This is a genomic window from Ruegeria sp. BH6, from assembly GCF_056538105.1.
Genome location: NZ_JBQFSR010000002.1, coordinates 95,942 through 114,291, shown reverse-complemented (window position 1 = coordinate 114,291; position 18,350 = coordinate 95,942). Strand labels below are relative to the sequence as shown.

Genomic DNA, 18,350 nt, shown 5'->3' with positions numbered 1-18,350 from the left:
CGGCTTTGCTAATTTGCGTATCGCGACGGGGCGTAAACGCTGACATCCGTGTTCGGAAGTCTGCCCGCGATCATTTGCGCCAAAAGACGCCCTGTTTTCGGCCCGCCCGTCAGACCGATGTGATGGTGGCCAAAACCCATATACGCGCCGTCAATCCCCGGAACTTCACCGATAACCGGGATCGAATCTGCGGGTGCGGGCCGGTGCCCCATCCATTCCACTTCATCCTTCCATGTCACACCCGGAAAAGCCGCCCGGGCATTCTTGCGCATCAATTCGAACGGCGCCTTCGAGGGTGGCGCGTCCAACCCGCCGAACTCGACAATCCCGGCCAGACGGATGCGACCCTCTAACGGAGTGGCGACGAATTTGCCTGACGCTACCATAACCGGGCTTTTCGGCATCGCGGAAGGTTCCACTAATTCAAGATGATACCCGCGTTCGCTTTCCAGAGGAACAGAAATGCCCAGCTGGTCAGCCAAGGGGCCGGACCAGACCCCCGCCGTTATAATAGCTGTGTCGCATGGGATGGTTGTACCGCCTGCGCGTACACCTGTAACTTTGCCGTTGTTCCGAACCACGTCTTCGACTGCAGCGCGAATAACTTTGCCTCCATTGTCCTCGACATGGGCGGCCAGATCTTTGACATAGCGCCCCGGATCAGTGATGTGGCCATGATCGGCAAGCCGGGCGGCAAACCCGAGGTCTTTGCTGAAAATCGGGTCATAAGCGTGAAAGGCTTCGCCTTCTAATTCGTCCCACGCAAAACCATGCTTGCGCCGGATGTCCCAGCCAAGTGCATCATTCTCAAAATGTTTCCGGTTTTCGTAAAGGAACAGATAGTCGGACGGGACAATCCACTTCTCGGCCCCGGTGCCGTGCGCCAGCGCCTTATGGTCATTCAGGCTATCGCCGACAATAGGCGTCAGCGCAGCAGCAATGCGTTCAACGTCGCTCGCGTTGGCATGTTTCAGATAGCGCAGTAGCCATGGCAACAGCTTGGGCACGTATCCCCATTTCAAGAACAGTGGCTGGGACGAATCAAACAACATCCTCGGGGCCTTTTGCAGCAGCCCCGGAACCGTGACTGGAATGATCGAGCAGGATGCCAGAACTCCGCCATTGCCGTGCGACGTACCCTCGCCAGGTCCAGCCTTGTCGATCAATGTGACGTCATGCCCGTCACGTTGCAGCCAGACCGCTGTGGACACGCCAACAATACCGGCACCGATTATGGCAATGGTCTTGCGCTCACTCATGCCGCCACCGCCTTGGCCACGGCATAGTGGTTCAGCTTGTCCAGATCCGGTCGGCCACCAATCCCGGGCATGTCCGGCACGATGACTTGCCCGTTCTGTACCACGAAGGGGTCTTCCAGAATGTCTTCTTTCAGGAAATACGATGCCTGATAGAACTCGCATCCCAGCTTTATTTCGGGTGTTGCAGCGATCATGTGGGTTCCGGCCAGATGCGCCAGACCAGCCTCGAACATATCTCCACCATAGGAGCTGAGCCCATGAGCCGCAGCGATGCGGGCCACAGTCTGACCCCGGCTAAGCCCACCGGACTTCATGATCTTGACCGACACGCCATCGCATATGCCTTCTCGCGCGGCACGCTCCATATCCTCGGGGCCAAACACGCTTTCGTCGGCCAGCAAGGGCAGGTCGATCTGACCTCGCAGTTTGGCCATCATGCCATAGTGATGCGCCCGCACTGGTTGTTCGATGAAATCGGGTTTGAATTGAGCAACATCGCATACCTGAGCAGGAGCATCCTCGATAGACAGACCTTGATTGTAATCCACGCGCACAGAAAACTCGGGGCAATGTTGCGCAAGATGTTCAAGCCGCATGATGTCGAACGCATGGTCCTTGAACCCGGTCTTCAGCTTGACGATGCGAACCCCGTCCTCGCGCAATTGCTCGAGTAGGGCAATGTCCTGCGCGAAATCAGGATTGGCGATCGAACAACTCAGCGGAATCGAGTCCCGGCATTTGCCACCCATCAGTGCCCAGACCGGCACGCCGCTGATACGCCCTGTCAGATCCAGCAAGGCGGTTTCCAGTGCGGCCTTGGCCTCGGTGCAATGTGCGACGGCATAGGCGGCCTTGGCCATGATCCCAGCCCGATCTGCCACACGTGACCCAACAACCAACGGCCGGATATAACGATCCAGCGCTGCGTAAGTTGCTTCGGGTGTACCGGTAAAAACCGACCATGGTGACGCTTCGCCAAATCCTTCTGATCCGCCCTCTGAGGTCAGGCGCAAGATCACAATTTCGCAGCTGCCTTCGACCGAGCCGATTCCATGATCACGCCGTGATGTAACAGGCAGCTCAAGGTGCCAAAGGTCAAACCCTGTGATGGTTTGGTTCAAGTCGGTCATTGGTCCTCCGGTCGTTCGGGGAACCGTGCCGCGATAGCTATATCATTTCAAATACTATATTGTGGCAAGGGTATCAGAAAAAATGATGTGGGAATGTCAATGTCTTTAAGGTTTCGGCAATTGCAGGCGTTTCACGCGATTATGGAGACGGGAACGGTGACTGGGGCGGCTTCGGTTCTGGGGATATCGCAACCTGGTATCAGCAATCTTCTGGCCCAGTTAGAACGCGAAGCCCGCCTGCCGCTGTTTGAGCGCAACAAGGGCCGTCTGTTGCCAACCCCCGAAGCTGATCTGCTGTATCGCGAGGTAGACACGGTCGTGCGTGGGCTGGATCACGTGGCGCAGGCCGTGACGGATTTGCAGAACAAACATCCCGGTCAGCTGCAAGTGGCCGCACCGCACATGCTGTCGTTTGGATTCATGCCACGGGAAATCGCGCGATTCGCCGCCAGCCGCCCCAATCTGTCGGTCAGTTTTCAATCGCAATACTCGTCCAAGATTCAGGAATGGGTGATCTCGGGCCTGTTCGAGGTCGGCATTGTCGAGGTGCCAATTCTGCACGATACGCTTAATGCTCAGGTGTTCCGCTTTGAAACCATGGCCACATTTCCCGAAGGCAGCCATTTGGCCCAATACGACGTGCTGACCCCTGAGTTGTTAGAGAACGAGCCCTTTATCGTGATGGGCCCCGAGCATCAGACCTATCGTGGGACACGGGATGTTTTTCAGGCGGCGCACCGGACTTGGCGCACGCAAATTCATACACATCTGTCCGAAAACCTGCTGAGCTTTGTCAAACAGGGCATGGGGGTTGCAGTCATCGACCCCTTTACCGTCGCCTTTGATACTGAGCGCGGATATCAGACCCGCCCATTCCGGCCTGCGGTGACTTTGGAACTGGCGATCATCACAGCCAAAGGGCGTCCTTTGTCGACCATCGCGCGAGAGTTTCTGGACCAACTTGTGCCCGCGATGGCGTCTTTTTCCACCAACGCGCATGGCGGCGACAGCGTTTGAATACCAAGCGCTCAGTTTTTGCCTATTGACCTTTATCCGGTCTGTGCAAACTCTGCCCACGTCGCCGCGTTTCGAATGGCGAATAGACCCCTGCAGAACGTGCCCGGAAATGAAAAGGTTTGAGGAATGATCGCAACTGGTGGCAAATCACTTTATGGCGCATCGGTGGGTATCCTGATGCTGGACGCACGCTTTCCCCGCATTCCCGGCGACATGGGCAACGCGCTGACCTGGCCGTTTCCGGTGCATTACCGCATCGTGCGGAACGCTTCGCCCGATCTGGTGGTGCGTCGTGGAGCGCAGGGGATGCTGGACGCCTTTGTCGATGCCGCGCGCGAGCTGGTTGACGAGGGCGTCGACGGGATCACCACCAATTGCGGGTTCCTGTCGCTGTTTCAGAAAGAGCTGTCTCAGGCGGTCCCGGTGCCCGTTGTCACATCCTCGCTGATGCAGGTCGAAATGGTGAACAAGGTATTGCCTGCGGGCAAACGGGCGGGGGTGCTGACGATCTCAGCCTCGACCCTGACCGAGGCCCATCTGCGCAGCGCACAGGTGCCTGAGGGCACGCCCATCGGCTCGACCGAAGGAGGGCAGGAGTTCACACGCGCGATCTTGGATAATGAACTGACGCTGGACGTGGACAAAGCCCGCGCCGACAATGTCGAGGCCGCCCTGGCGATGAAAGAGGCCCATCCCGACCTCGGCGCGCTGGTGCTGGAATGCACAAACATGTGCCCCTACGCGGCCGATATTCAAACGGCGACGGGGCTGCCGGTGTATTCCATCGTCTCTCTGGTCAGCTGGTTTCAGGCAGGGTTAAGGCCGCCGGTTTGCTGAGTGGCTAACGCTGAGCGGCGACGTGTTTTGCATCCATTCAACGCGCTGCGTGCCCGTGCAAGTTAAACGATGAATTTCACGCGGATTCGACACCTCGATTCGGTTTTATTGGCGTAATTGCCGTAGTATATCTTATTCACTTTGCAGGATATTCTAGTGGCCGGTGCCGGCACTTGGAGATGTCAGTCGCGCGATCACAGATCACGCGGATGAGATCTTGCAGATGATAAGATGATGCAAATTTTTGGTCTAAAGCACGGATCGACCCGTATCCCTTTTGTAATGGGAGGAAGTCATGACCAATAGTTTCGACGTAAAATCGACGTGGGATTCGGTAATGGATGAGACCAAGAACCCACTTAAGAAATACTCTCTATCTACAGCGCATATGCTGATGCAGATGTTGGCGTGGATGTGGAGTGCAATTTTTTCACTTATGATTGGCAGCTATTTCGTTTTCGGAATCACAGCGGTGGGCCACATGCTGCTGATTGGTGGATTGTTTGTAACGTTAGCCGTTTTCCAAAAAGCCGAAGCGGCTGATCCCAAAGAGTGACGTTGCCTCCCCCCAATGATTGGGAGCCATCGTAATCCGGGGCATTTGGTCCAATCCCTGACGTGCTCCGAATAGCCTACACTACCCCAAACTGTCGCCGCGTTGTTTGTAAAGGTACATCTCCGAACAACGCGGTTTTTTTGGTGAGGGAATGCATGTGAAGGCTCTGCAGTCGAGTAAGGCGTTTTGTATCCACTAAACTTGAGGCGATTTATTATCTTATAGTGACGAAATGTTTTTCGCGGTCGGGGATTAGCAATGGACAACACTGTATTATATTTTTTAGTTGGCATTTTTGTCGTTGGGCTTTTGACGCTCGGCTATTACGCAAGAAGTAGCGGCGCATTGATATCTATTGTGATCGTGATTGGCGTAATTGCCTCGGTAATAGCCTATCTTGGTGGTTATTTTGGTGAGCCTCCAAATTAGAAATCCTACTGAGCATCGAAAGCAGCGAGTGATCCAGCGCCTGCGTTGCCGCGTATTCCTTTTGTCCCTTTAGTCTGGGCAACCCCTGACCAGACTATGGCCCGCGTTGCTCGCCATCCCAGATTTGGGCAACGCGGGCACTGTTAATCCAGTTCTTAAGGTAATCCGCATCGTATTTTTCCCCAACTGCGCTCAGTGTAGGCCATTTAAGTATCCTTCAGGTCAGCGCGGGATCCTTGGGATCTAGGGGTATCTAGCTTCTTGATACGATTGACCGGCCGGGCAAGTGATTTCTGGTCTATCAGTAATGCGTGTTGTTCTGGTTCGGTCTGATCCGACTTTGGATCACGCAACAACCACAGAAACAGCGTTCCCTTGCTTGGCTTCTGAAAACCAGTTTTGCGGTGATTTGGTAGGCCCGGCAGGACTTGAACCCGCAACCAAAGCGTTATGAGCGCTCTGCTCTAACCAATTGAGCTACAGGCCCGCCTGAGCGCTTTGAGTATCACGGTGAACGGCCGCGTCAAGCCTGACCGTTGCAAGATGCCCAACAATCGACTAACCCGCGCGGGAACCATTCATAAGGGGCTGGCCATGACGACGGGCAAGAACGGAATCACCTATGCCGATGCAGGCGTTGATATTGATGCGGGGAACGCTCTGGTCGACCGGATCAAGCCTGCGGCCAAGCGCACCAACCGCTCGGGCGTGATGAGCGGTCTGGGCGGGTTTGGTGCCTTGTTCGATCTGAAAGACGCCGGATATCAGGACCCGATTCTTGTGGGCGCGACCGACGGTGTGGGCACCAAGCTGCGGATTGCCATTGATACCGGTGTGGTCGACGGTGTTGGTATCGACCTGGTGGCAATGTGCGTCAACGACCTGATCTGTCAGGGGGCCGAGCCGCTGTTCTTCCTGGACTATTTCGCCACGGGCAAGCTGGACACCGACACCGCCGCGCGGATCATCGAAGGTATTGCCGAGGGCTGTGTGCAGTCCGGTTGCGCCCTGATCGGCGGTGAAACGGCCGAGATGCCGGGCATGTATCCCGATGGCGATTTCGATCTGGCTGGCTTTTCGGTCGGCGCGATGGAGCGTGGCGCGCATTTGCCTGCGGGTGTGCAGCGGGGCGACGTGCTACTGGGGTTGGCCTCAAACGGGGTGCATTCCAACGGCTATTCGCTGGTGCGCAAGCTGGTTGAAATCTCGGGTCTGGGCTGGGATGCGGCATCGCCCTTTGGTGACGGGTCACTGGGTGAGGCGCTGCTGACGCCCACACGTCTGTACGTCAAACCTGCGCTGCAGGCGATCCGGGCAGGGGGCGTACACGCGCTGGCCCATATCACCGGCGGCGGTCTGACCGAAAACCTGCCGCGCGTGCTGCCAGAGGGTTTGGGTGCTGAGATCGACCTGAACGCCTGGGACCTGCCGCCCGTCTTCCGCTGGATGGCGGAAAGCGGTGGTATCGTCGAGGCCGAGATGCTGAAGACCTTCAACTGCGGCATCGGCATGATTGCCGTCTGCGCCGAAGACAGCGCCGATGAACTGGCCGCTCTGCTGGCCGAGGCCGGAGAAACAGTTGCTCGCATCGGCACCGTGACCGACACGCCCGGCATGGACTATTCGGGCAAACTGTTGTGAGTCACAAGCGCGTCGCCATCCTGATTTCGGGGGGTGGGTCCAACATGGTGTCGCTGGTCGACAGCATGGTCGGCGATCACCCGGCACGCACGTGTCTGGTTCTGTCGAATGACGCTACGGCGGGCGGGCTGAAAAAGGCCGCGGACCGTGGCATCCCGACGGCTGCGGTAGATCACCGCCCCTTCAAGGGCAACCGCGCTGCGTTTGAAGCAGAGCTGCTGAAGCCGTTGGAAGAGGCGCAACCGGATATTGTCTGTCTTGCGGGGTTCATGCGTGTTCTGACCGGTGATTTCGTTTCCCGCTTTCAGGGGCGGATGCTGAATATCCACCCCTCACTGCTGCCGAAATACAAAGGCCTCAACACCCATGCCCGCGCGATCGAGGCCGGGGATGCCGAACATGGATGTTCGGTTCACGAGGTTACGGCAGCGCTGGATGACGGCCCGATCCTGGGGCAGGCGCGGGTAAACATCGAAGCCGGTGACACGCCCGACGTTTTGGCTGCTCGTGTGCTGGTTTGGGAGCATAGACTTTATCCTGCAGTGTTGCGCCGTTACGCCAGTGGCGACCGGACTCCGGTGTTGCTGCCCTGAACGTCCCAGAGTGATTTACACGCGTGTTAAATTCGGCCTATGGTCTGCACTACGGCTAGGTACGGAAGAGACGATCAGCCGAAGAAAACAAGAGCAAGAACAGCACCGCGCATGAAAACCCTGACAACGACGCAAGAGCTGGCCGATTTCTGCAAGGCCGCGGCGGAATATGACTATGTCACCGTAGATACCGAGTTTCTGCGCGAACGGACCTATTATTCAAAGCTTTGCCTGATACAGCTGGCCGTTCCGTCCGATAACGAGGACAGCGCGGTTCTGGTCGATCCGCTGGCTGATGGTTTGTCTCTGGACCCGCTTTATGAGCTGTTCGGCAACGACGATGTGGTCAAGGTCTTCCATGCCGCGCGTCAGGATCTTGAAATTTTCTGGGTCGAAGCCGGTGTCTTTCCGAAACCGCTGTTCGACACGCAAGTTGCAGCAATGGTTTGTGGCTTTGGTGAGCAGGTGGGTTATGAAACGCTGGTGCGCAAGATCTGCAAGCAGGGAGTCGACAAGACCTCGCGGTTTACCGATTGGTCCCGCCGCCCGCTATCCGAGGCGCAAAAGACCTATGCGCTGGCGGATGTCACCCATCTGCGCCAAATCTATGAATATCTCGCAGCGCAATTGCAAAAATCGCAGCGCAGTCATTGGGTGGCAGAGGAGTTGCGCACGCTGACCCATCCTGCGACCTATGACATTCACCCCAAAGATGCATGGAAACGTGTAAAGACCCGGACGAATTCCGCCAAATTTCTGGCCGTGGTGCGGGAATTGGCGCAGTTTCGTGAGGCTTACGCGCAGGAAAACAATGTTCCGCGCAGCCGGGTCTTCAAGGATGATGCGCTGATCGAGCTGGCATCAACCAAGCCCAAATCGCCCTCGGATCTGGGCGGCTCGCGCTTGTTGCTGCGCGAGGCCCGAAAGGGCGCAATTGCCGATGGTATTTTAAGCGCCGTCAAAAAAGGGGTGAATTGCCCTGCGGATCAGCTGCCGCAAGTCGACAACAGCCGGGACAAACTGAAGGTGAACCCGGCGCTGGCGGATTTGCTGCGGGTTTTGCTGAAATCGAAAACCGAAAGCTCTGGCGTGGCAGCCAAACTGATAGCCACCAGCTCGGAATTGGATCAGATTGCAGCGGGTGAGCGGGAACTGCCTGCGATGTCAGGTTGGCGGTTTGAGGTGTTCGGCGAAGACGCCTTGAAACTGTGTGAAGGTAAAATCGCGCTGGCGGCCAAAGGTCAGAACGTCAAAGTTGTATCGCTGTAGCGCCGATTAACGGCGCCGCGATTCCAATGCGTTCTGCTGTCCTACAACCCGCACCAAACGGGTATTTTCCAAGTCTTTTTTGCTGATATTGATGGCGTCGGACACCATTCGAGACCGTTCTGTTCCCGTATTCGTTGCGCGCGCGGGATAGGTTACCCGGAAAGTGAACTCCAAAACGCCGTTCTTCTGGTTTTCTTCACTGTCCACGCGAACCAGTCGGGCGTCATAAGCACCTTGCCGGACTGCCGTCCCCGAGGCGTAGACGATTGCACCGTTCGGGGTCGGCTCAATCCTCAGTTCATCAATCTTGGCGATCGGAACGCTTGTATCCTCAGGGGTCGGTCTTGAGAGCAGTCCACCGCCTTCCCTTGTTTCGGGCACAAGAGCGTTGGCGTCATAGGTCGCTGTTTCCGGCGGCGGGGCTGACGTGCTTGAACCGAACCAGTTGGACGGGTTCACCCGTGACTCGCGCCAGCTGTTGCAGGCAGACAGGGCCAGGGTAGCCACCAAGAGAACAGTAAACGATTTTTGCATGGTCCCAACGTCCAGAGCTGTAAGTCCAGCAATGGGTTATCGCAATTTCTGTTGATTGAAAAGCCGCGTAGGGGGGTGGACAGGCATAGATCGGAGGCATAGTTCACAATTGTGATTGCAACGAAAGGACCGCCGCGACATGGCAACGCCTGCCTTTGAAGAGATCGTCGACGATTTCGAGTTTCTGGAGGACTGGGAAGACCGGTACCGCCACGTCATCGACCAGGGCAAAGCGATGGAGCCGCTGGAGGACGCACTAAAAGTGCCGGCCACCAAGGTCCACGGCTGCGCAAGCCAGGTCTGGTTGCACCCGATCATCGAAGATCGGGTTTTCCGGTTCGACGGGGACAGCGATGCGCTGATCGTACGCGGTCTGATCGCGGTATTGCGTTCCTTATATAACGGGTTGCCCGTCAGCGAAGTTCCCAAGGTGGACGCAGGCGGAGAGCTGGCGCGCTTGGGACTGAACGATCACCTGTCTGCTCAGCGATCGAACGGGTTGCGGGCAATGATTGATCGTATCCGCGAAGTGGCGCAGGAAAACGCCTGACGCTATTCAGGCTCTCGGCTTACGTTTTGCCCAATCGGTCAGGGTGGTTTCCAAATCGCCATAGCCGGTCAGGCGACGTTCGAATTTCAAACCCATCCGCTCGGCACATTCACGAGCACGGGCCGTCAGGTCCGGATCGTCGATTTGCGCTTGATAGACCAGCTTGGTGTAGTTGCCGAAATACATGCTAAGCAACTCGGGGTGTCGGTCCAGCCCCAGCGGTTTCCATACAAAGGCATCAAACTGCCGGGCTAGAAAGTCCGTCAGGTAAAAGGCGGTGGTTTCCTCATCACCATGTGCTTCAAACGCCTGATTTCCTTCGAAGAAGGAATAACAATGGGGGCCTTTGACCATCTCGACGCCCAGGTCTTCGCAGGCTTGCTGCAGCAGGCCACCCGTTCCGCAATCGGCATAGACCACAAAGATCTGGTCATAGTCGTCACGGTGTTTGGCGACGACCTCTTGTACCGCCGGAATGATCTTGTCAGGTTGGATGTGAAAAATCGCGGGCAGGCAGGTCAGCGCCATGTGATCCCAGCCATTGCGTTGCTTCAGGTCCAGAATCTCACGCGCCAGCGCGCCACAGGCCAACAGCAGGATGCGCCCGTGCTCACCGGATTCGTAGCCCTTGGTCGTCAGGCTGGCATCGTCTGGCAATTTATCTTGCTGCATTGGGTGCTTCTCGGATTCTACGCGACTGTCAGTGTAACAAAAAAGGCCGCCCGAAACCCGGACGGCCCCAGAATAACCTGCGCGTCCGGTTAACCGGCCAGTTGGTTGTGCTTGCGCGAGACGAAATCCTTGGCGGTTTCAACCGCAACGGCTGCGTCACGGCAATAAGCATCCGCACCGATGGCTTTGCCGAATTCCTCGTTCAGCGGCGCGCCGCCAACCAGAACGATATAGTCTTCGCGCTTACCTTGTTCGACCAGCGTGTCGATCACAACCTTCATGTAAGGCATGGTCGTGGTCAGCAGGGCGGACATGCCCAGAATATCTGGCTCTTCGGTTTCAAGTGCTTCCAGATAGTTTTCAACCGGGTTGTTGATGCCGATATCGACCACCTCAAAGCCAGCGCCCTCCATCATCATCGACACAAGGTTCTTGCCGATGTCGTGGATGTCGCCTTTTACGGTGCCGATCACCATCTTACCCACGCGCGGTGCGCCGGTTTCGGCCAGCAGCGGCTTGAGGATAAACATACCGCCCTTCATGGCGTTTGCAGCCAACAGAACCTCGGGCACGAAAAGTATACCGTCGCGGAAGTCGTGGCCCACGATGGTCATGCCACCGACCAGAGCCTTGGTCAGGATGTCGTAAGGCGTCCATCCGCGTTCAAGCAGGATGTTCACACCTTCTTCGATCTCTTCTTTCAGGCCGTCATAAAGATCGTCGAACATCTGCTCGACAAGTTCGTCGTCATTCAGTTCGGACAGGACGATGTCTTCTTCTTCAGACATGGGGCGTTTCCCTGAGCTGTGCGAGCCATAGGCCCGTGGTGGCATTTTTTCCGTTTTGGCCAAAACGTCGCAGTTTGACTGTGACGATTGCGACCTCAGTCGTTTCGGGACCGACCTATACGTCAAATTTTCGCGTCTCTCGACAGAATTATCTGCAAGATGATCCTGCATCTGGTTCATTTTACTGGCGGATAACCACGCGGTTGATACCTGCGCGGCCTCGAATGCTGTGCTTGCGTGTATTCGGGATTGCCGTTATACCCAATCAATGGAACATAACGAGAACAAACATGGTTGCACCGCATATTCGCGGCCGAGGAGCCGCCACAAATGCCGCTGGAAGGTTCGAACATTTCGACACCATCCCTTGTGACGATGGCTCGGATATCGACGAGGACCTGCCGCCTTTGCGAACCGATGTTCGGGACGAGGTCGCGCGCAGCCTGATTACCTATAACCGGTCGCCGGATTTGCCGTTTGATCGCTCGATCAACCCGTATCGCGGGTGTGAGCATGGTTGTGTCTATTGTTTCGCCCGCCCGACCCATGCCTATCTTGGGCTATCGCCGGGGCTGGATTTCGAAACCCGCCTGATCGCGCGGCCAAACGCAGCGGATATCCTGCGCAAGGAGTTATCGGCCAAAGGGTACAAGGTTGCACCCATTGCCTTGGGTACCAACACGGACCCTTACCAACCGATTGAGAAAACCCGCGCGATTACAAGAGGCTGCCTGTCGGTTCTGCAAGAATTCAATCACCCCATCGCCATCGTCACAAAGGGGGCCTTGATCGAACGGGACTTGGACATTCTAGCGCCCATGGCTGAGCAGGGGATGGTGCGAGTGGGGATATCTTTAACCACCATGGATGCTGATTTGTCCCGGCGTATGGAGCCACGCGCGCCGTCTCCTCAGCGGCGTTTAACCATCATACGTCGCCTAACCAAAGCCGGGGTGCCTGTGCGGGTCATGACGTCACCCGTGGTGCCTGGTCTAACGGATCATGAGTTGGAACACCTGCTTGAGGCGGGGCGTGAGGCGGGCGCGGACGCTGCCAGTTGGATCATGTTGCGCTTGCCGCGTGAAGTATCGACATTGTGGCAGGAGTGGTTGCAGGATCACGAACCCGCGCGGGCGGAAAAGATCATGTCCAAGCTGCGCGAAATGCACGGGGGCAGGGACTATGACCCGCGCTGGGGCCACCGGATGCGGGGTGAGGGTGAATATGCTGGGTTGATTGCCAAACGGTTTGCCTTGGCGGTCAAGCGCCTAGGCCTTGTAACGCGGACACCGCCCCTGCGATGCGACCTGTTTGCCCGCCCGGCTCAGATCGGTGATCAGTTGAGCCTACTATGAAAGAAGCCCCGGACGCAGGTCCGGGGCTTAAGCATTTCATCGCTGCAATCAGCGGTTTTCGATATCCACGTAATCACGCATGGTTTCGCCCAGATACAGCTGGCGCGGGCGACCGATCTTGTTCTGTGGATCGGCGATCATCTCTTTCCATTGGCTGACCCAGCCAACGGTGCGCGACAGGGCGAAGATCGGCGTGAACATCGAGGTTGGGAAACCCATCGCCTCGAGGATGATGCCCGAATAGAAGTCGACATTCGGGAACAGCTTTTTCTCGGCGAAATACGGATCTTCCAGCGCTTCTCGCTCAAGCTCTTTGGCGACCTGCAGTTTTGGATTGTCTTCGATGCCCAGCAGATCCAGCACTTCGTCAGCGGATTGCTTCATCACCTTGGCGCGCGGGTCAAAGTTCTTGTAGACGCGGTGGCCAAAGCCCATCAGGCGGAACGGATCATCCTTGTCCTTGGCGCGGGCAATGTATTCAGGGATGCGATCCACTGAACCGATCTCTTCCAGCATTTCCAGACACGCTTGGTTGGCGCCACCATGGGCCGGACCCCACAGACAGGCGATACCGGCCGCGATACAGGCAAACGGGTTCGCACCCGAGCTTGAAGCCAGACGCACGGTCGAGGTCGAAGCGTTCTGTTCATGATCCGCATGCAGGGTAAAGATTCGGTCCATCGCGCGGCTGAGGATCGGGTTAACATCATACTCTTCGGCCGGAACGCTGAAGCACATGCGTAGGAAGTTCGACGCATAGTCCAGGTCGTTGCGCGGATACACGAAGGGCTGACCGGTGTGATACTTATATGCCCAGGCTGCGATGGTCGGCATCTTGGCGATCAAGCGGTGCGACGCAATCTCGCGCTGACGTGGGTCATGAATATCTGTCGAGTCATGATAGAAAGCCGACATTGCACCGACGACGCCAACCATGATTGCCATAGGATGCGCATCACGACGGAACCCGCGATAGAAATACTGCATCTGTTCGTGCATCATGGTGTGGCGAGTGATCGTGGTCTCGAACTTCTCCAGATCTTTTGCGACTGGCAGCTCTCCGTACAGCAACAGGTAGCACACTTCGAGAAAGTGCGATTTCTCGGCCAGTTGGTCGATCGGATAGCCGCGGTGCAACAGTTCACCCTTATCGCCGTCAATATAGGTGATGGTGCTGTCGCAGCTGGCTGTCGAGGTGAAGCCCGGATCATAGGTGAACACACCCGCATCACTGTACAGTTTGCGAATGTCGATCACATCCGGACCAACGGTTGGCGAGTGAACCGGCAACTCGTAATTTTCACCATGTACGGTAAGAGTGGCTGTTTTTTTGCTGTCGGTCATCGTTGTCCCTTCTTCGTTCATGAGCACGCCGGGTGAGCGGCCTGCGCGCGGTCAGCGGTCACACACCAAAGTGTTGACCGGTCGTAACGAAGCAGCGTTACCTGATTATTAAGCCAGGGTTATTTTGCTGCGTCGGAAAGCCGTGCCAAGGTTTCTTCACGCCCCAGCACAAGCATCATGTCAAACACCGAAGGAGTCACTGCCCGACCCGCCAAAGCCGCCCGCAAGGGCCCAGCCAGCTTGCCGAACTTGATGCCTTTCGCTTCTGCAAAGGCATTGAGGGTTTCCTCCAGTTCGTTCCGCAACCAGCTAGCATTTTGCACATGCGGCGTCAATTCACTTAGTATACCGTCGGATACTGTTTGCAGTGCTTTTGCCGCTTTCTCATCCGGTTCAATCGGGCGGGAAATCAGCGCAAAGTGTGCTTTTTCAAGCAATTCCGGGAAAGTTCGGGCGCGATCCTTCAGACAATACATTGCACGTTCAAGAACACTAGATTGTGTCTGAGTGAGAGCAGGAAGGCCCGCCGCATCCAGATAAGCTTCGATTTCACGCCGCAGCGCAGCATCATCAGACGTCGCGATATGCTGACCGCAGAGATTCTCAAGCTTTTTCAGATCAAAGCGGGCCGGGCTTTTGCCGATTCCGTCCAAATCAAACCACTCTTTGGCCTGCTCGTCGGTAAAAAACTCATCGTCGCCGTGGCTCCAGCCCAAACGCGCGAGATAGTTGCGCATGCCAGCGGCAGGATAGCCCATCGCCTGATATTCCTGTGCGCCCAAGGCACCGTGACGCTTCGACAGTTTCTTACCGTCTGGTCCGTGAATCAGCGGGATATGTGCCCATACCGGAACGTCCCAGCCCATCGCCTCGTAGATCATCATCTGGCGAGCGGCGTTGTTGAGGTGATCGTCGCCCCGGATCACATGCGTCACGCCCATGTCGTGATCATCCACCACCACAGCCAGCATATAAACCGGTGTTCCGTCCGAGCGCAGAAGGACCATGTCGTCCAGCTGATCGTTGCGAATGGTCACATCCCCCTGCACCTGATCGCGGATCACGGTGGCGCCGTCCTGTGGGGCCTTGATACGGATTACAAAAGGTGCATCTGGATGGGTGGCCGGATCAGCGTCACGCCAAGGGCTGCGAAACAGCGTGGACTTGCCGTCGGCCCGAGCCTGCTCACGAAAGGCTGCAATTTCATCCTGGGTTGAAAAACACTTATAGGCTTTACCTTCGGCCAGAAGCTGGTGAGCGACCTCGGCATGGCGTGTGGCACCCTCAAACTGGCTGATTACATCACCATCGTGATCTAGGCCAAGCCATTCCATGCCTTGCAGAATTGCGGCTGTCGCCTCAGGCGTCGAGCGTTCGCGATCCGTGTCTTCGATCCGCAGCAGGAACTTACCGCCACGACCACGAGCATAGAGCCAGTTGAACAACGCAGTGCGGGCACCGCCGATATGCAAAAAACCGGTGGGCGAGGGGGCGAAACGGGTGACGACCTGATCGGACATTGTGTGGATTAACCTTTTGGTAACCGTGTCGGGCATAGTTTGGCGTCTGTCTAACGAGCCCGAAGGACGGGGGCAACCATGCGTGTTCTGGCAAGGGTCGACGCCGCTTTGCTGAACCAGACAGGGTATTTGTTCCAGTGGTCTCCGATTTGTCTGGCAGTTGGCATCGGCCTCTATTTCAGCCTTCGGTTTGAACCAGAATGGCAGGTCTATGCCTGTCTTCTGCTTGGCATCACGTTGCTGGTCTGGGTTGGCCGCACGCGACGCACTGGCTGGGCTGCGTTGGCAACGGGGGGCGCGCTGATCGCGTCCGGTTTTATACTGGCCGGCGCACGAGCCCATACGGTCGCAGAGCCGGTCCTGTCCTGGCGTTACTACGGCCCGATCGAGGGGCGGGTCGTAGCCATGGATCGCTCTGCGTCGGACGCGTTGCGGGTCACGCTGGATCGGGTGCGCATAGGGGATGTGCCCGCAGATCGCAGACCGCAGCGCGTCCGGCTTTCACTGCACGGAGGATCGGTTTCCCTGGCGCCTGGGCAAAGGATCATGACCACCGGGCATCTCTCACCGCCGCAAGGTCCGGTTGAACCCGGTGGGTTTGATTTCCGCCGTCATGCCTGGTTTCAAGGGCTGGGCGCGGTTGGCTATACCCGGGTGCCGGTGATGACCATTGCCCCCGCAACTGACGCGACCGAAGGGGTCCGGGTAACTGCCTGGCGTATGGCCATCTCGGAAAGGGTACGTGCGATCCTGCCTAGTGAAATCGGTGGGTTCGCAGCCGCCGTCACAACCGGAGATCGCAGTGGCATGGGGCAAGAGACGTTAAAATCCCTGCGGGCCTCGAACCTAGCGCATTTGCTGGCGATTTCGGGCCTTCACATGGGGTTGCTGACGGGGTTCGTTTATCTGGTGTTTCGGTTGGGCTTGTCAGCCATTCCTTCAGTGGCCTTAAGGTTGCCTGTCCGCAAGTTGGCGGCAGTTTGTGCATTGATCGCGGCCGTCATTTACCTGCTGTTGTCCGGGGGCAATGTTGCAACGGAACGCGCTTTCGTCATGGCCAGCGTAATGCTGGGGGCGATCCTGATCGACCGCCGTGCGATTTCTTTGCGCGCCGTGGCCGTGGCTGCCCTAATCGTGTTGATTCTACGGCCAGAAACACTGTTGAGCCCAGGCTTCCAGATGTCCTTTGCAGCCACTACAGCGCTTGTCGCGGTGTTTGGGCGGTTGCGGGACTATGGCCCAATGCCCGGTCCAAAATGGCTGAAACCGGTGACCGGCTTGCTGTTGTCCTCGGCGATTGCAGGGCTTGCGACCGCTCCTATCGGGGCGGCGCATTTCAACACGATGTCACACTATGGGTTGCTGGCCAATATGCTTTCGGTCCCGGTAATGGGCACGATTGTGGTGCCCGCCGCCTTTGTCGCGGCATTGCTGACCCCTTTCGGGCTAGAGGCGGTCGCATTGAATGTCATGGGTCTGGGGTTGGAGTGGATTCTGATCGTTTCAGACAAGGTGTCAAACTTAGATGGCGCGCAAGGCTATGTCGTTAGTCCGCCGCATTACGTGTTGCCTATGTTTGCGCTGGGGGCGTTGTGGCTGGTGCTGTGGCAGGGCCGCGCAAAATGGATTGGGATTATACCGGTTGCGTCCGCATTTATGTTGTGGGGGCAGGGGCAAAGACCCGAGGTTCTGATCGCGGATTCAGGCGGGTTAGTGGGTGTCATGACTGAACATGGCCGCGCGCTGAGCAAAGAAAAAGGCAGCGGTTTCATCGCTACGGTATGGTTGGAAAACGACGGTGACGGAGAAGATCAGAAGAAGGCGGCCAGCCGCTGGCCTGATGCAGAAAACGCTGTTCAGCGCTTTGATTGGCAGGGCAAGGAAGTGATTCACATCACCGGAAAACGTGCGGCTCAAGGGTTTGAAGAATGCCAATCAAACCAGATCGTGGTGTCTGCAGTTGAGTTGAACCTGAACGGGGATTGCGGTCTTTTCGATCCGAACCGCCTGAAAGAGACCGGAAGCCTGGCGTTTTCAAAAGGACGCATAACAACCAGCCGAGAGGTAATCGGCCATCGCCTGTGGTCCCCGGCCATCGCCGAGAACCGCAATTTAAAACGGGATCAGTAGCTGCGGATCAACCCGACCAGCCGTCCCTGCACCTTGACCTTGTCCTCGGGCAGAACGCGGGTTTCATAGGCGGGGTTCGCAGCCTCAAGCGCGATAGCATTGCCACGGCGGAAAAAGCGCTTCAGGGTCGCTTCCTGATCTTCGACCAGAGCCACGACGATATCGCCATTATCGGCAACCCGAGTTTCACGGATCACCACGACATCGCCGTCATTGATACCGGCATCGATCATCGAGTCGCCACGTACCTCAAGCGCGTAATGTTCGCCTTTGCCCGAAACCATGCTGCCCGGGACCGCCACACGGTGCGATACGTGGCTGATCGCTTCAATCGGGACACCAGCTGCGATACGGCCCATGACCGGCAATTCCAAGGCATCTACAGTGACCGGTTCGAAATTCGCCGGGCGGGGACCTTCGGGCCTGTCGCCTTCAATCACGCGAGGTTTGAAAGCGGCTGTTGGTTCGCCGCCGAGACTCTCGGGCAGCTTCACGATCTCAATCGCGCGCGCCCGGTGGGCAAGGCGACGAATAAAGCCACGTTCTTCCAGCGCAGTGATCAGGCGATGAATCCCGGACTTCGACCGTAAATCCAGCGCGGCCTTCATTTCGTCGAAACTGGGTGGAACACCGTCCGCCTGAACGCGTTTGTGGATGAATTCCAACAAATCCAACTGTTTCTTGGTCAGCATTGCTCACACCTCGTCGGTCATGCGTTTTCTTTTG

The 18,350-nt window shown here is 57.0% G+C and carries 18 protein-coding genes and 1 tRNA gene; 10 read left to right on the top strand and 9 right to left on the bottom strand.

Annotated elements, in window-relative coordinates:
• Positions 1-8 precede the first annotated feature (8 nt).
• Together ACR0B8_RS05765 and ACR0B8_RS05760 are read right to left on the bottom strand one after the other, a co-directional pair.
• A complete protein-coding gene (locus ACR0B8_RS05765) occupies positions 9-1,259 on the bottom strand; it encodes an NAD(P)/FAD-dependent oxidoreductase (RefSeq protein ID WP_170358668.1) in 1,251 nt (416 codons plus the stop codon).
• On the bottom strand, positions 1,256-2,389 hold the full coding sequence (locus ACR0B8_RS05760; RefSeq protein WP_170358666.1) for an enolase C-terminal domain-like protein: 1,134 nt from the start codon (positions 2,387-2,389) through the stop codon (positions 1,256-1,258). Before ACR0B8_RS05760 ends, ACR0B8_RS05765 begins: the two co-directional genes overlap by 4 nt.
• Before the next feature lie 99 nt (positions 2,390-2,488).
• Between ACR0B8_RS05760 and ACR0B8_RS05755 the strand changes: the two genes are divergently transcribed.
• The 4 genes from ACR0B8_RS05755 (at position 2,489) to ACR0B8_RS05740 (ending at position 5,228) form a co-directional block, all read left to right on the top strand.
• The gene (locus tag ACR0B8_RS05755; RefSeq protein ID WP_170358664.1) at positions 2,489-3,406 is read left to right on the top strand and encodes a LysR family transcriptional regulator; all 918 of its coding nucleotides are present in this window, start codon (positions 2,489-2,491) and stop codon (positions 3,404-3,406) included.
• Between the two features lie 126 nt (positions 3,407-3,532).
• Complete coding sequence (locus tag ACR0B8_RS05750) at positions 3,533-4,243, top strand: aspartate/glutamate racemase family protein (protein ID WP_170358662.1); 711 nt, start codon at positions 3,533-3,535, stop codon at positions 4,241-4,243.
• A gap of 295 nt (positions 4,244-4,538) precedes the next feature.
• Positions 4,539-4,799, top strand: a complete 261-nt coding sequence (locus ACR0B8_RS05745; protein ID WP_170348841.1) for a hypothetical protein — start codon at positions 4,539-4,541, stop codon at positions 4,797-4,799.
• A 258-nt stretch (positions 4,800-5,057) separates the two neighbouring features.
• Positions 5,058-5,228, top strand: coding sequence for a hypothetical protein (locus ACR0B8_RS05740; RefSeq protein ID WP_170358660.1), 171 nt, complete (start codon positions 5,058-5,060; stop codon positions 5,226-5,228).
• Positions 5,229-5,638: 410 nt separating this feature from the next.
• On the opposite strand, the gene ACR0B8_RS05735 is transcribed toward ACR0B8_RS05740, so the two are convergent.
• Positions 5,639-5,715: transfer RNA gene (locus ACR0B8_RS05735), tRNA-Ile, on the bottom strand.
• A gap of 107 nt (positions 5,716-5,822) precedes the next feature.
• Here ACR0B8_RS05735 and purM point away from each other — a divergent pair.
• The 3 genes from purM to rnd all read left to right on the top strand — a co-directional run bounded on the left by purM (position 5,823) and on the right by rnd (position 8,731).
• Positions 5,823-6,869 (top strand): phosphoribosylformylglycinamidine cyclo-ligase, encoded by a 1,047-nt coding sequence (gene purM, locus ACR0B8_RS05730; RefSeq protein ID WP_226688803.1) that lies wholly within the window; start codon positions 5,823-5,825, stop codon positions 6,867-6,869.
• Entirely contained in the window at positions 6,866-7,462 is a 597-nt protein-coding gene (gene purN / locus ACR0B8_RS05725; RefSeq protein WP_170358656.1) for a phosphoribosylglycinamide formyltransferase, read from the top strand. Before purM ends, purN begins: the two co-directional genes overlap by 4 nt.
• Positions 7,463-7,573: 111 nt before the next feature.
• Positions 7,574-8,731 (top strand): ribonuclease D, encoded by a 1,158-nt coding sequence (gene rnd, locus ACR0B8_RS05720; RefSeq protein WP_170358654.1) that lies wholly within the window; start codon positions 7,574-7,576, stop codon positions 8,729-8,731.
• 6 nt (positions 8,732-8,737) lie between these two features.
• Here the strand turns inward: rnd and ACR0B8_RS05715 are convergent, their stop codons facing one another.
• Positions 8,738-9,265 carry a hypothetical protein gene (locus tag ACR0B8_RS05715; protein WP_170358651.1) on the bottom strand — a complete coding sequence of 176 codons (528 nt, stop codon included), beginning with the start codon at positions 9,263-9,265 and terminating at the stop codon, positions 8,738-8,740.
• Between the two features lie 139 nt (positions 9,266-9,404).
• On the opposite strand from ACR0B8_RS05715, the gene ACR0B8_RS05710 reads away from it, so the two are divergent.
• Positions 9,405-9,815, top strand: coding sequence for a SufE family protein (locus tag ACR0B8_RS05710; protein WP_226688397.1), 411 nt, complete (start codon positions 9,405-9,407; stop codon positions 9,813-9,815).
• Between the two features lie 6 nt (positions 9,816-9,821).
• On the opposite strand, the gene ACR0B8_RS05705 is transcribed toward ACR0B8_RS05710, so the two are convergent.
• Both ACR0B8_RS05705 and ACR0B8_RS05700 read right to left on the bottom strand, forming a co-directional pair.
• On the bottom strand, positions 9,822-10,487 hold the full coding sequence (locus ACR0B8_RS05705) for a DUF1638 domain-containing protein (protein ID WP_480658186.1): 666 nt from the start codon (positions 10,485-10,487) through the stop codon (positions 9,822-9,824).
• A gap of 89 nt (positions 10,488-10,576) precedes the next feature.
• Complete coding sequence (locus tag ACR0B8_RS05700; protein ID WP_170348833.1) at positions 10,577-11,275, bottom strand: corrinoid protein; 699 nt, start codon at positions 11,273-11,275, stop codon at positions 10,577-10,579.
• 290 nt (positions 11,276-11,565) lie between these two features.
• On the opposite strand from ACR0B8_RS05700, the gene ACR0B8_RS05695 reads away from it, so the two are divergent.
• Positions 11,566-12,630 carry a PA0069 family radical SAM protein gene (locus tag ACR0B8_RS05695; RefSeq protein ID WP_480658188.1) on the top strand — a complete coding sequence of 355 codons (1,065 nt, stop codon included), beginning with the start codon at positions 11,566-11,568 and terminating at the stop codon, positions 12,628-12,630.
• Between the two features lie 48 nt (positions 12,631-12,678).
• On the opposite strand, the gene gltA is transcribed toward ACR0B8_RS05695, so the two are convergent.
• Together gltA and gltX are read right to left on the bottom strand one after the other, a co-directional pair.
• Complete coding sequence (gltA, locus tag ACR0B8_RS05690) at positions 12,679-13,974, bottom strand: citrate synthase (protein WP_170348831.1); 1,296 nt, start codon at positions 13,972-13,974, stop codon at positions 12,679-12,681.
• A 119-nt stretch (positions 13,975-14,093) separates the two neighbouring features.
• Positions 14,094-15,494 (bottom strand): glutamate--tRNA ligase, encoded by a 1,401-nt coding sequence (gene gltX, locus ACR0B8_RS05685; RefSeq protein WP_170359320.1) that lies wholly within the window; start codon positions 15,492-15,494, stop codon positions 14,094-14,096.
• A 78-nt stretch (positions 15,495-15,572) separates the two neighbouring features.
• Here gltX and ACR0B8_RS05680 point away from each other — a divergent pair, with 78 nt between their 5' ends.
• Positions 15,573-17,624 (top strand): ComEC/Rec2 family competence protein, encoded by a 2,052-nt coding sequence (locus ACR0B8_RS05680; protein ID WP_226688399.1) that lies wholly within the window; start codon positions 15,573-15,575, stop codon positions 17,622-17,624.
• Here ACR0B8_RS05680 and lexA read toward each other — a convergent pair.
• Positions 17,618-18,316 carry a transcriptional repressor LexA gene (gene lexA / locus ACR0B8_RS05675; protein ID WP_170348829.1) on the bottom strand — a complete coding sequence of 233 codons (699 nt, stop codon included), beginning with the start codon at positions 18,314-18,316 and terminating at the stop codon, positions 17,618-17,620. The genes ACR0B8_RS05680 and lexA overlap by 7 nt on opposite strands.
• Positions 18,317-18,350 lie beyond the last annotated feature (34 nt).

Excerpts from the sequence above, each read along its gene's own strand:
- ACR0B8_RS05705 (WP_480658186.1), bottom strand. The coding sequence starts at position 10,487 with ATGCAGCAAGATAAATTGCCAGACGATGCCAGCCTGACGACCAAGGGC.
- ACR0B8_RS05765 (WP_170358668.1), bottom strand. The coding sequence starts at position 1,259 with ATGAGTGAGCGCAAGACCATTGCCATAATCGGTGCCGGTATTGTTGGC.
- ACR0B8_RS05700 (WP_170348833.1), bottom strand. The coding sequence starts at position 11,275 with ATGTCTGAAGAAGAAGACATCGTCCTGTCCGAACTGAATGACGACGAA.
- purM (WP_226688803.1), top strand. The coding sequence starts at position 5,823 with ATGACGACGGGCAAGAACGGAATCACCTATGCCGATGCAGGCGTTGAT.
- ACR0B8_RS05755 (WP_170358664.1), top strand. The coding sequence starts at position 2,489 with ATGTCTTTAAGGTTTCGGCAATTGCAGGCGTTTCACGCGATTATGGAG.
- ACR0B8_RS05680 (WP_226688399.1), top strand. The coding sequence starts at position 15,573 with ATGCGTGTTCTGGCAAGGGTCGACGCCGCTTTGCTGAACCAGACAGGG.
- gltX (WP_170359320.1), bottom strand. The coding sequence starts at position 15,494 with ATGTCCGATCAGGTCGTCACCCGTTTCGCCCCCTCGCCCACCGGTTTT.
- ACR0B8_RS05750 (WP_170358662.1), top strand. The coding sequence starts at position 3,533 with ATGATCGCAACTGGTGGCAAATCACTTTATGGCGCATCGGTGGGTATC.
- ACR0B8_RS05745 (WP_170348841.1), top strand. The coding sequence starts at position 4,539 with ATGACCAATAGTTTCGACGTAAAATCGACGTGGGATTCGGTAATGGAT.
- ACR0B8_RS05710 (WP_226688397.1), top strand. The coding sequence starts at position 9,405 with ATGGCAACGCCTGCCTTTGAAGAGATCGTCGACGATTTCGAGTTTCTG.
- gltA (WP_170348831.1), bottom strand. The coding sequence starts at position 13,974 with ATGACCGACAGCAAAAAAACAGCCACTCTTACCGTACATGGTGAAAAT.
- ACR0B8_RS05740 (WP_170358660.1), top strand. The coding sequence starts at position 5,058 with ATGGACAACACTGTATTATATTTTTTAGTTGGCATTTTTGTCGTTGGG.
- ACR0B8_RS05715 (WP_170358651.1), bottom strand. The coding sequence starts at position 9,265 with ATGCAAAAATCGTTTACTGTTCTCTTGGTGGCTACCCTGGCCCTGTCT.
- ACR0B8_RS05760 (WP_170358666.1), bottom strand. The coding sequence starts at position 2,389 with ATGACCGACTTGAACCAAACCATCACAGGGTTTGACCTTTGGCACCTT.
- lexA (WP_170348829.1), bottom strand. The coding sequence starts at position 18,316 with ATGCTGACCAAGAAACAGTTGGATTTGTTGGAATTCATCCACAAACGC.
- rnd (WP_170358654.1), top strand. The coding sequence starts at position 7,574 with ATGAAAACCCTGACAACGACGCAAGAGCTGGCCGATTTCTGCAAGGCC.
- ACR0B8_RS05695 (WP_480658188.1), top strand. The coding sequence starts at position 11,566 with ATGGTTGCACCGCATATTCGCGGCCGAGGAGCCGCCACAAATGCCGCT.